General features: G+C 42.9%; 9 protein-coding genes. 6 read left to right on the top strand and 3 right to left on the bottom strand.

Going from position 1 to position 11,484, the window contains the following annotated elements; translation table 11 throughout:
• Positions 1-295 precede the first annotated feature (295 nt).
• Positions 296-1,414, top strand: coding sequence for a ferrochelatase (locus tag HWQ41_RS06395; RefSeq protein WP_292760785.1), 1,119 nt, complete (start codon positions 296-298; stop codon positions 1,412-1,414).
• Positions 1,415-1,767: 353 nt separating this feature from the next.
• On the opposite strand, the gene HWQ41_RS06390 is transcribed toward HWQ41_RS06395, so the two are convergent.
• Complete coding sequence (locus tag HWQ41_RS06390; RefSeq protein ID WP_292760783.1) at positions 1,768-2,313, bottom strand: NADPH-dependent FMN reductase; 546 nt, start codon at positions 2,311-2,313, stop codon at positions 1,768-1,770.
• A 325-nt stretch (positions 2,314-2,638) separates the two neighbouring features.
• Here HWQ41_RS06390 and ftsH point away from each other — a divergent pair, with 325 nt between their 5' ends.
• The gene (gene ftsH, locus HWQ41_RS06385) at positions 2,639-4,531 is read left to right on the top strand and encodes an ATP-dependent zinc metalloprotease FtsH (protein ID WP_292760781.1); all 1,893 of its coding nucleotides are present in this window, start codon (positions 2,639-2,641) and stop codon (positions 4,529-4,531) included.
• Between the two features lie 269 nt (positions 4,532-4,800).
• Here ftsH and HWQ41_RS06380 read toward each other — a convergent pair whose 3' ends face one another.
• Positions 4,801-5,013 (bottom strand): hypothetical protein, encoded by a 213-nt coding sequence (locus HWQ41_RS06380; protein ID WP_292760787.1) that lies wholly within the window; start codon positions 5,011-5,013, stop codon positions 4,801-4,803.
• A gap of 204 nt (positions 5,014-5,217) precedes the next feature.
• Between HWQ41_RS06380 and HWQ41_RS06375 the strand changes: the two genes are divergently transcribed.
• The 3 genes from HWQ41_RS06375 to HWQ41_RS06365 all read left to right on the top strand — a co-directional run bounded on the left by HWQ41_RS06375 (position 5,218) and on the right by HWQ41_RS06365 (position 8,913).
• Complete coding sequence (locus HWQ41_RS06375; RefSeq protein WP_292760779.1) at positions 5,218-7,950, top strand: tetratricopeptide repeat protein; 2,733 nt, start codon at positions 5,218-5,220, stop codon at positions 7,948-7,950.
• Positions 7,951-8,179: 229 nt separating this feature from the next.
• Positions 8,180-8,464: a hypothetical protein gene (locus HWQ41_RS06370; protein WP_292760777.1), complete on the top strand. Its 285-nt coding sequence runs from the start codon at positions 8,180-8,182 to the stop codon at positions 8,462-8,464.
• Positions 8,461-8,913, top strand: coding sequence for a nuclease (locus tag HWQ41_RS06365; RefSeq protein ID WP_292760775.1), 453 nt, complete (start codon positions 8,461-8,463; stop codon positions 8,911-8,913). The genes HWQ41_RS06370 and HWQ41_RS06365 overlap by 4 nt, the downstream gene beginning before the upstream one ends.
• Positions 8,914-8,959: 46 nt before the next feature.
• Here the strand turns inward: HWQ41_RS06365 and HWQ41_RS06360 are convergent, their stop codons facing one another.
• Complete coding sequence (locus tag HWQ41_RS06360) at positions 8,960-9,697, bottom strand: Ycf66 family protein (RefSeq protein WP_292760774.1); 738 nt, start codon at positions 9,695-9,697, stop codon at positions 8,960-8,962.
• 217 nt (positions 9,698-9,914) lie between these two features.
• On the opposite strand from HWQ41_RS06360, the gene gndA reads away from it, so the two are divergent.
• Entirely contained in the window at positions 9,915-11,345 is a 1,431-nt protein-coding gene (gene gndA / locus HWQ41_RS06355; protein ID WP_292760773.1) for an NADP-dependent phosphogluconate dehydrogenase, read from the top strand.
• The last annotated feature ends 139 nt before the right edge of the window (positions 11,346-11,484 follow it).

Here is an 11,484-nt window from a genome sequence, read left to right as displayed (position 1 = left end):
GGAGGGGGTTGGGGGGTGGGGTTCTTGTACCTCACAAGGGCCGAGAACCGCTATAACGCAGCTTTTCGGCATCTTAACCGCTTTCGCTATTCCTGCAACATAGCAGATGGCGCATTGGCTCAATTTTGCATACCCAATGCCCCACGTAAGTTTTGTATGTCTTTTGATGTATTCTTTTCATTTTTGCACCTATCCTATCCCCCTGGATGGGATAATATGTTACTAGTAGGGGGGATGTTCAACTATTCCCTAACTTCATATCTTTCTGCACTTTGGTTATATTGAGGAACTCATTGTGGTTGCCACGCCGGAAAAAGTACAACATACTCACGAGCAATTATCAGGTAAAGACCGTGTAGCCGTACTGCTCATGGGCTACGGCGAAGTCGAAAGCTACGAAGATTTCGCCAACTATAACGAACAGGCTTTAAATCTACTGACAGCAAAATTTGCTCCAGTACCAACCTGGATTTATCCGCCCCTGGCAAAACTTTTGGCGCTATTTGACCGCCATGAGTGGGGACATACACACCACGATTTTATCTCCCCACACAATGCCATCTTTGAACAGCAACGTGCTGGTATTGAGAAGCATTTACAAGAAAAATGGGGTGATAATGTTCAAGTTTTCAAGGCTTTCAACTTCTGCGCCCCTTTCCTACCTAATCAAGTCCTGGCAGAAATCAAAAACCAAGGCTTCGATAAGCTGCTAATTTACCCACTGCTGGTTGTTGATTCTATCTTTACTAGTGGTATTGCGATCGAGCAAGTTAACAACGCTCTCGTTGAGTTGACTGATGGTGAAGAACACTGGATTAAAGGACAGCGCTACATTCCTTCATTCTTCAACGAACCAGCCTACATCGATTTAATGGCTCATCTAGTTGAGGAGAAAATTGCTGAGTTAGCAGCAGCTTATCTACCTTCTCAAACCGGCATTGTGTTAATGAATCACGGCTGTCCCCATAAAGCCAAAGGATTTACTTCTGGGATTGCCGAAAGTGAAGCGATGTATGATTTGGTTCGGGATAAGTTGATTAATCGTTATCCCTTAATCTCAGTGGGTTGGCTCAATCACGATACACCTTTAATTGATTGGACACAGCCAAATGCAGAGCAAGCGGCAAATAACCTGATTCAATTGGGTGCGAAAGTCGTGATATTTATGCCAATTGGCTTTGCTACAGAAAACCACGAAACTTTATTGGATGTACACCATATCATCCATACTTTAGAAAAACAGCATCCTGGTACGAACTACGTGCAAATGGCTTGCGTCAACGACCACCCAGAATTTTTGGCGATGGCGGCGCAATGGGCTGATGCTTATATTGCACAGCTGTTGTCAGACCAAACTTTGGCAGTTAATCCTCAACTAGCAGGTGATCACCATCACCACCATCACCACCATTAAGGGACTGACAAATCAAAAAACATTCAATAATTTCTTGTGGGGTGGGTGTCTCACCATTGGTATCAAGTTAAGCCAAAACCCTTTTAAAATCTCGTTTCCAGCCAGAGGCTGGAAATGTATCTCATTGCGGCTCTGCCGCAAGTCTTGAGGCGGCAGCCCTCTCGGAATGCATTCCCAGTCGGAGACTGGGAACGAGACAAAAAAACATCCAATAATTTCTTGTGGGGTGGGTGTCTCACCCGCCCGTAAGCAAAGGCGGGCAAGATGCCCGCCCCACAAGATTGGATAGTTTATTTGTTGGAAATCCCTAAGTTTAGTTGAATAGGGTAGGCAAAGTTTTGCCCACCCTATAACTAATTTACGCCCCGCAGCTTGCGAGTATTATCAACCAAACTCTGAGCAAATTGATCAAATCTTTGAGAGAGTTTCTCATCTACTAGCTTGCCTTCAGGACTGAAAGCACCCCAAGCTTGTCCGATCGCAATTTGTTCGGGAATCACCCAACCATGTACCCATCGGACAATTAGCCGTAGGTCATTTAAAGCATTACTATTAGACTGACCACCCAAGACGCTGATTAGTCCTGTCACTTTATCAGACAGTTGCTCAAAGCTCATCAAATCTAAGGCATTTTTCAGCACACCACTAAGGCTGCCATGATACTCAGGTGTCGCTAAAATTAACCCATCGGCGCGGCTGACTGTATCTTGCAACCGCTGAACATCTGGATACTCTGGATACTCCTTTGCGCCAGTGCAAAACGGTAGCTGCAACTGCCGTAAATCGAGAATTTCTACCTCTGCACCCACAGCTTCAACCCTTTGCACTGCTACTTGTAAAGCAAGCTGGGTATAGGAGTTGGGCCTTAAACTACCACCAATGCCAACAATTCTCACCATAATTAACCCACAAACTATTAACTAGCTACTATCACCAGATTTATTTAAAAAGCGGAATCGTTATGACTATGCTTATTTTAGCGATTTGTGTCGGAATGTGTCAAATTAAAATCTCCCGGAAAATTTTTTCAAAAAGGAGTTAGGAGCCAGAATCATGATCTAGGTTGCTCAACTTCATGCAATAGCCGAAAGAAACTTGGGAATGGTTTTGTGTGGAAGTTAGACTAGATAAGAAAAGTGTAATTTCCAGTTATGACAATTTTTGCTAGAAGAATAGGCATAAAACCATAGCTCAACTTGTGCCAGCAGACAAAGGGTAGTTATTATGACAAATTTGGGAAAAAAAGCATTGATAAATAGGCAGTCGTCAAAGCGCGTTGCTTGGGTTGGTGCAATCGCAGCTAGTTTGATTATGTTGCCAGGAATTTTCGGGAGTACTCCTGTCTTGGCACAAAAAGCAGAGAATACCCCTCTAAATTATGGCGACTTGCTCAAGAAAGCAAAAGCGGGAGAAGTCCAAAAAGTAGAGCTTGACGAAACCGAACAGCTAGCAAAGGTTTATCTCAAGGGGCAAAAGGATGATACACCACCGCAACAGGTGAGACTTCTGGCACAAAACACAGAGTTGATTAACATACTCAAAGATAAGAATGTTGATTTTGGCGAAGTTTCCTCTGCTAACAGTCGAGCTGCTGTTGGGCTGTTGATCAATCTCATGTGGATTTTGCCCCTGCTGGCTTTAATGCTATTGTTCCTCCGGCGCTCTACTAATGCTTCTAGCCAAGCGATGAATTTCGGCAAATCCAGAGCTCGCTTCCAAATGGAGGCAAAAACGGGAGTGAAATTTGAAGATGTTGCTGGGGTTGAAGAAGCTAAAGAAGAACTCGAAGAAGTTGTTACTTTCCTCAAACAGCCTGAAAGATTTACGGCTGTAGGCGCACGTATTCCCAAAGGAGTGCTGTTAATTGGCCCCCCTGGTACTGGTAAAACTTTACTAGCAAAAGCGATCGCAGGTGAAGCAGGTGTACCATTCTTCAGTATTTCCGGTTCAGAATTCGTGGAAATGTTCGTTGGTGTCGGTGCATCTCGTGTGCGCGATCTCTTCAAAAAAGCTAAAGATAATGCTCCTTGCCTAATATTTATCGATGAAATTGACGCAGTAGGTAGACAACGGGGCGCTGGTATCGGTGGCGGTAACGACGAGCGCGAACAAACCCTCAACCAACTGCTCACCGAAATGGATGGTTTTGAAGGTAACACAGGCATCATTATTATTGCTGCCACTAACCGCCCAGATGTCTTAGATGCAGCGCTACTCAGACCGGGACGCTTTGACAGACAAGTGATGGTCGATCCACCGGATCTCAAAGGGCGACTGGAAATTTTGCAAGTCCACGCCCGGAATAAAAAAATTGATCCTAGCGTATCATTAGAAGCGATCGCTCGCCGCACTCCTGGTTTTACTGGCGCAGACTTAGCCAACTTACTCAACGAAGCCGCCATTCTCACCGCTAGGAGGCGCAAAGAAGCTGTCACCATTTTAGAAGTTGATGCTGCTATAGATCGAGTTGTTGCAGGTATGGAAGGTACCGCCTTAGTAGACAGCAAGAGCAAGCGCTTGATTGCCTATCATGAAGTTGGACATGCTTTAGTGGGCACATTGCTCAAAGAGCATGACCCTGTGCAGAAAGTTACACTCATCCCACGGGGACAAGCGCTAGGATTAACTTGGTTTACTCCCAACGAAGAACAGGGGTTAATTTCCCGTTCCCAACTCAAAGCCCGGATTACTGCAACTTTGGGTGGTCGCGCCGCCGAAGAAATCGTTTTTGGTAAACCAGAAGTGACCACAGGTGCAGGCAATGACTTGCAACACGTAACAGGGATGGCACGGCAGATGGTGACACGGTTCGGCATGTCAGAATTAGGCCCATTGTCCTTAGAAAATCAGAGTGCAGAGGTATTTTTGGGACGCGACTGGATGAATAAATCAGACTATTCTGAGCAAATTGCCGCCAAAATTGATGCACAAGTACGCGAAATTGTCAATAGTTCTTACATCAAGGCAAAAGAACTATTGCAAGAAAACCGCATAGTTTTGGAGCGTTTAGTAGATTTGCTAGCAGAACAGGAGACTATTGAAGGTGATTTCTTCCGCAAAATTGTTGCTGATAATACCCAGCAGGTAGCCGATGCAAAATTAGCTGTACCTCATTAGGGAACAGGTAAAAGTCAATAGTCTATCAAGTTTAGACTAGTGAAAATCCAAAGGCTCAGATTGCCGACTTCTTAAAAAAGTCGGCAATCTTATTGGACAAAAGTCAGAAGGCTACCTCAGCCTTGCCACAAAATAGCACACATGTTTACGCCGCCAGCGTCCTAATGATCCCGAAGTTCAGAAATATTAGGAAGATTTATTGAATTCAGTAGACATTAAAGAAGTTGTAAATAAGCCTTTATTGCCCTGTTGTACTGTCCAGAAATAAATTAAAAATTACTTAAAAACCCGGTTTTGATAGAGAAGCCGGATTTCCCAACCCGCTTAGAAAAACGATCGCATACGAACCCTTCCAGAAATTGGAGCGCCAACTTCTGGTGAGAAGTATCAATCAAAACTGTCTGTTCGCCCCGAATTAGATATGAATTGTAGGTTGTACCGTTTTGCAGTCCAAATTCGATATTGAAGCGATCGCTGTTCATGGTACAACTTAACCAAGCTGTGAAGTAGTTATGTCTGATGGTAGTGCGCTCGCCTGTTATCCTGAAAGGCTCAGATTTAGCATTAAAAATTACAATGGTTCAATCTAATTTTTAGAAAATCCCTTGAAATAAGCTATTTGAGATGTTGAATTAAAGTAGGAGTCGCTAAAATCTATACATCTGACCAAGTATTTTCATTGCCAGATGACAACTCCAATACCTTACTACATTTCTCGCAAACAGGCTCATGACTTTCTAGCTAAATTTGCCAAAGCACTGGAATTTCCAGAGTCTAACCCACTACTGTCTCAGGTTTATGGGTTTGGAGGAGTTGGTAAAACTACCGTCCTCAAACAAGTAAAACAGACACACGAATTGCAAGCTGACTTTGCAGAGGTTTCCTTTGGGCTGACACCAGGTATTGAAACGCCACTGAAGCTAATGGAAAAGCTTTATGAGCTATTACCAAAACCTACCGGACTCTGGCGAAGGGATTTATTACCTAAACCCGACCCTTTTACATCACTTTATGAGCAGTATCAGGAAACTGTTTACAAGCTGAAAACTGAACCTGTACAAGGTAAATCAGTTGATACACAGCAACAAAATACGGTTAAAGATTGGTTTGAACTAGGAACAGCCACACTGCTAGCCACAGGTGCAGGCTACTTCGGAGATCACGGAACAGCATTGAGTTTAGGTTTGGATGCTACGGTTAAAGCTGGGGGAATGCTATCAGATGCATCACAGGCACTCAAACCCACGAAAGAGCGTATACAAGAACTGCTGCAACAGCATCCAGCAACGAAGAACGACAAAGAGCTTCAAGAGTTGATGCTGGAACCAATACCCAAGTTGACTCATGCATTTGCTCAAGGGTTGATCCAGAAAACTCAAAGACACAAGCGCTCGATTGTACTGGTTTTAGATACCTATGAAAAGGCACCGTCAGATATTGACACTTGGCTCTGGCAGTATTTGTTAGAAGATACGCCTCTTAAGTCTTATAGTGTACGTATTTTGGTGGCAGGACGACGTTCTTTACTAGAAAAAGAAAGTTGGCGGAAGTTGCAACAGGATCGGGATTTGATCTATGAACAACGGCTAGATGAATTCAACAAAGAACAAACTAAGGAATATCTTCAGCATATTGGCTTTACTAAATCTGGAGATATTCAGAAAATATATAAAGCTACTCAAGGCTTACCCTACCATCTCAACTGGATTAGACGAGAGAAGGAAGCAGGTAGAGATATTGACGACTTTTCCCGTGGCAACCAAGCAATTACTGATCTGCTACTGCAAGGACTAAATGCAAATCAAAAACAGATAGTACAATTAGCCGCTTGTTGTCGTTGGTTTGATCGGTCGTTGATTCAGTACTTGATGCAAAAGCAAGGAATAGACTTTGAAACTGGTATTCATGTAACTATCGACTGTTTTTATTGGCTAACAAAGTGCGATTTTGTTGAGTTTGTTCAAGGTCACTATCGGCTGGATGATGTAGCTCGTAATATTTTTCGGTTGTCATTTTGTAATGAGGACAGAACGCGATTTCGTGAAACCCATGAACTGCTAGCCACATATTTTGAGCAACAAGCTAACCAAGAAGTTGCTCCAGATAGCCCTGATCCAGATAAATACGATAACTATGATTGGCGTCAATACACTGCTGAATTTCTCTATCATGCTCTCTTTGCGAGAAGAGATGAGGGTCAGCGTCAATTTCTTTCCCATTTCTTTGCTTCTCGCTATCTTAAACAACTTGAAGTAGTAATGATTCCTTTCGCCGCAGTTGTCGCAGAAGCAGCAGTAGAGAATTATCGCCTTTTGCCCGATTCAACTAATAAGTTTCTGAAAAGCATAAAGTTGGGCTTTTTCTTTAGTTGGATGATGTTAGCAGAAAATCCAGCTAAATATAAAATTAACTACGAGAATCTGATTGGCCCCTCTAAAGAAGAAATAGAGGCAGGATTACGACCTTGTTTTAGTCAAGTTGACTTTTTGGAAGATGGACTGGGTAAACATGCCGGGCTGTTGTACAAATCTCTACGTAGTCAACCAAATCAGCAAGTTGATTTGCTACAGAGGGCAGCAGAGCAGGCTGAAAAAATTGCAATTGATAGTTATTCTGAATTCAGCAGTAGTCTATTTTTAAATTTAGGTGATCAGCAGGATAATCTAGATCGTTATGAAGAAGCGCTCGTGAGTTATAACAAAGCCTTAATAATTCAAGATGATAATCCCATAATTTATTTTTGCCAGGGCAATGTATTGGGAAAATTAGGTCGTTATGAAGAGGCGCTCAATAGCTACGATAAAGCCTTGCAAATTAAAGATGACTATGGCGAGGCTTGGAACAACCGAGGCTCAGTACTGGCAGAATTAGAGCATTATCAAAAAGCACTTGCTAGTTTCTATAAAGCTTTAGCAATTAAAGATGATGACCTTAATATATCGACAAACATAACTGTAACACTGATGTTCTTACATTCTTATAAAGAGGTAATTACTATGTGTGATCAGGTCTTAAAGATTAAACCCGATGTTCCTGAGATTTTGAGCAACAAGGGTTTGAGCTTGAGCTTCTTGGGGTGTTATGATGAAGCGTTGGCTAACCTCAATGAAGCTCTGAAAATTCAACCAGAATATCCGCTTTTGTGGGCTAACCTGGGCATTGTCCTGGCTCGTGCAGGGCGTTACCAAGATTCCCTGGCTAGTTGCGAGAAAGCTTTAGAACTACAAGCTAATGATGAGAGTGGTTATTACAGCAAAGCTTCCTATTTCGCCTTACAAAATGATGTTGATTTAGCCATTGAAAACCTACAACAAGCAATTAATCTCAATCCTCGTCGATGTCGTAGGGAAGCAAAACTTAACCCTGATTTTGATAGTATTCTGCATGATGCAAGATTTCAGGCATTGCTGCAAGGTTAAATGAGCAGCTTACATTTACGAGTGAGGAACCTGCAATTAAAAAAATATTCAATTTGTAGTATGCGTTAGGCGTACAAGGTAACATAGTGTTAGCAGATTTACCAAAATTTGCACCGTAACGTACCGTCATTAATTGTATTTTAAGTTGTCGCTAACCCACTCTACGAAATTGCAGTTTTATGGATGCATTGTCAAGGGTAAAATGTATAGTGTCACTCAAAAAATGCTTATGACCTTAACCCTTAACTTGCCACCAGAATTAGAACAGTATCTTGCACAACAAGCTAAACAGCAAGGGCTTTCTGTTGAAACATATACTTTGCAGATTTTGCAAGAATATATTCTGCCAAAAGATAAACAGTCTAAGTTAGTCAATACGCTTCAGTCTTGGATTGATGAAGGTGACGCTGATGAGCAGCAAGAAACAGGAGAGTACTTAATTCATGCCTTAGATGAGGATCGTTTATCTGATCGTAAATTATTCCCTGTTGAGTTAAAAGGTATAACTTGGTGAGTCAGGTTATTCTGTTAGATGCAGGGCCACTAGGTTTAGTCACAAATCCAAAGTTGTCTCCTGAAAGCTTTGCTTGCACCCAATGGTTGCAACTACTTGTTTCCTCTGGCAGTCGAGTTATAATTCCTGAAATCGCTGATTATGAAGTGCGGCGAGAATTATTACGAGCAAACAAAGTTAAAGGTATTGCTCGCTTAGATGAATTAAGTCAACTTCTAGAATATCTACCCATCACAACAGCTGCAATGCGTCAAGCTGCATTATTCTGGGCACAAGCTCGTCAACAAGGACAACCAACTGCTGGTGACAAGACAATTGACGGTGACATAATTTTAGTAGCCCAGGCTATAACTCTTAATGTTGCAGATGTTGCGATCGCAACAACTAATGTTGGTCATTTATCTAGGTTTGTTGCAGCAGATTTGTGGCAGAACATTAAAACAAATTAAGTGAAACCCAACATCATAATTAGGTTAACATTGGGTTTCACAGAATTCAACTAGCTTGATTAGGCGGTATTACTTCCGATGGCGTTTCTGCTGGGGGTGCAAGTACCGCATCTGGAGCAATTTCTTCTACCGGAATCGGTTGCTTGTCCTCAATGTCAGCATCTGCTTGCGCTGCTTCCACCAATTCAGGAGATGGGGGATGTGGTGGAATCGCTTCCGGTACAGTCTCAATTTTTGCTTTGGTGTCAGTAGTAACTGTCTCCGAAGCTGGTTTTTCTGGTATGACAATAGTTTTGTCGATAATCTCAACAGCAGGTTGCTCAGTCAGAACAGAGATAATGTCTTCAGGTTTGGGGGTTGTGGGTGACTTTTTACTCACACTCTGTTGCACCTTGTCTTTTACGCCACCGAAGGTGCTACCAAGACCTTTTTGCAACTGGCCCAGCCGTTCCTGAAGGGACAACTTATTCACCTGTTCCTGAATGCCAGTTTTCACCGTCTCAGGACTGGGTATTTGGGTTTGTTGTGCCTGCGGGGTCAGTTGCCGACGTAATGATAGAGTTTGCCAGCCAAACCAGACCAAAAGAGCCACACTAGCTACATGACCGAGCAACAACCCCCCAGAAATGCGTGGTGCAAACACCCATAAGACTAAAGCATAGAACAGCCCTACACCACTCCAGATAAAATCATTCTTGCGGTGGATTTCTGGGAAAAAGAAAGCTGCTATATAAATGGCTAAACTACCAACACCGACCACCAAAGCTAGGACATATGCCAGCATTATTTGGTTACTCCTTACTGCATCCTTTAATTATTTCAATTTTGCAAATTTTGCAAGTCAATTGTTGATTTAGATACAATTTAAAATTAATTATCCGTGTTAGTTGTGGATTTTTGTCATTTATATCAACTCTTAAGGTCTTCTTTAGGAGTTCGGCGAAAATCTCGGACTACCCTTATAGGTAAAAGGATCTGCAAGAGTTAGCCAGAAATTTTTTATGACACTACAAAGCTTTGGTGTGATTGGATTAGCCGTTATGGGTGAGAACATCGCTCTCAACGTGGAGCGCAATGGCTTCCCAATTGCAGTTTACAACCGCTCCCGAGAAAAAACGGATGCGTTTATGGCGCAGCGTGCTACAGGACGGAACGTCAAAGCCGCCTTTACGTTGGAAGAATTCGTTGCCTTATTGGAACGTCCCCGCAAAATCCTAGTAATGGTACAAGCTGGGAAGCCAGTTGATGCGGTGATTGCTCAACTCAAACCCTTGCTAGAGGAAGGCGATATCATTATCGACGGTGGCAACTCTTGGTTTGAAGATACGGAACGACGCACTCAGGAATTAGAACCCGCTGGGCTTCGGTATCTTGGTATGGGTGTCAGTGGCGGTGAAGAAGGGGCGCTGAATGGCCCATCTCTGATGCCTGGAGGTACAACAAGCTCTTACGAGTTTCTATCACCAATTTTCAACAAAATTGCTGCCCAAGTCGATGATGGCCCTTGTGTAACCTACATTGGCCCTGGTGGTTCTGGTCACTATGTCAAAATGGTACACAACGGCATTGAGTACGGCGATATGCAGCTAATTGCTGAAGCCTACGATTTGCTGAGAAATGTCGCTGGATTAGACCATAATCAGCTACACGATGTGTTTGCTGAATGGAACACCACCGATGAACTCGATTCATTTTTGATTGAGATTACGAAGAATATCTTCCCATATATTGACCCAGAAACAAATCTACCCTTGGTGGATTTGATTGTTGACGCAGCAGGTCAAAAGGGAACTGGACGCTGGACTGTGCAAACTGCATTGGAATTGGGAGTCGCTATTCCCACAATTACAGCAGCAGTTAATGCCCGGATTATATCTTCGATTAAAGAGGAGCGGGTAGCAGCATCGAAAGTCCTCACAGGCCCCACTGGCAAGTATGACGGGCAAACCAAGGACTTTATCAACAAAGTACGCGATGCCCTCTATTGCTCAAAAATCTGTTCTTACTCTCAAGGGATGGCGCTGCTATCTACAGCTTCCAAGACATATAACTGGAATTTGAATCTGGGCGAAATGGCGCGGATTTGGAAAGGTGGCTGTATTATTCGCGCTCGCTTTTTGAATAAGATTAAGAAGGCTTTTAGCGAAAATCCAGCTTTGCCTAACCTGTTATTAGCTCCTGAATTTAAGCAGACAATTCTCGACAGACAAACAGCTTGGCGGGAAGTGATAGCAACAGCTGCAACACTGGGAATTCCAGTACCCGCATTTAGCGCATCCTTGGATTATTTTGACAGCTATCGCCGCGATCGCTTGCCTCAAAATCTAACTCAAGCACAACGCGACTACTTTGGCGCACATACTTACCTGCGTCTTGATAAGCCCGGAACCTTCCACACTGAATGGGTACCAATTGCTGAAGCCAAGAAGTAAACTTTCACACATCTAAATTATCAGCTTATTTGTAGGTGACTCTAGATATTAGAGTCACTTTTTTGTTAATATTTTTTCTCAAGGTATAGCAATCGCCAAGGTGGTTAGGACAAACAGTATAATCTATGAGTAAAGTAAT

It is taken from the genome of Nostoc sp. NOS(2021), from assembly GCF_017115025.1.
Classification (GTDB): domain Bacteria; phylum Cyanobacteriota; class Cyanobacteriia; order Cyanobacteriales; family Nostocaceae; genus Nostoc.
This window is presented reverse-complemented; position numbering and strand designations above follow the sequence as displayed.

Coding starts and splice junctions, on each gene's coding strand:
- HWQ41_RS06390 (WP_292760783.1), bottom strand. CDS start 2,313: ATGGTGAGAATTGTTGGCATTGGTGGTAGTTTAAGGCCCAACTCCTAT.
- ftsH (WP_292760781.1), top strand. CDS start 2,639: ATGACAAATTTGGGAAAAAAAGCATTGATAAATAGGCAGTCGTCAAAG.
- HWQ41_RS06380 (WP_292760787.1), bottom strand. CDS start 5,013: ATGAACAGCGATCGCTTCAATATCGAATTTGGACTGCAAAACGGTACA.
- HWQ41_RS06375 (WP_292760779.1), top strand. CDS start 5,218: ATGACAACTCCAATACCTTACTACATTTCTCGCAAACAGGCTCATGAC.
- HWQ41_RS06370 (WP_292760777.1), top strand. CDS start 8,180: ATGACCTTAACCCTTAACTTGCCACCAGAATTAGAACAGTATCTTGCA.
- HWQ41_RS06360 (WP_292760774.1), bottom strand. CDS start 9,697: ATGCTGGCATATGTCCTAGCTTTGGTGGTCGGTGTTGGTAGTTTAGCC.
- gndA (WP_292760773.1), top strand. CDS start 9,915: ATGACACTACAAAGCTTTGGTGTGATTGGATTAGCCGTTATGGGTGAG.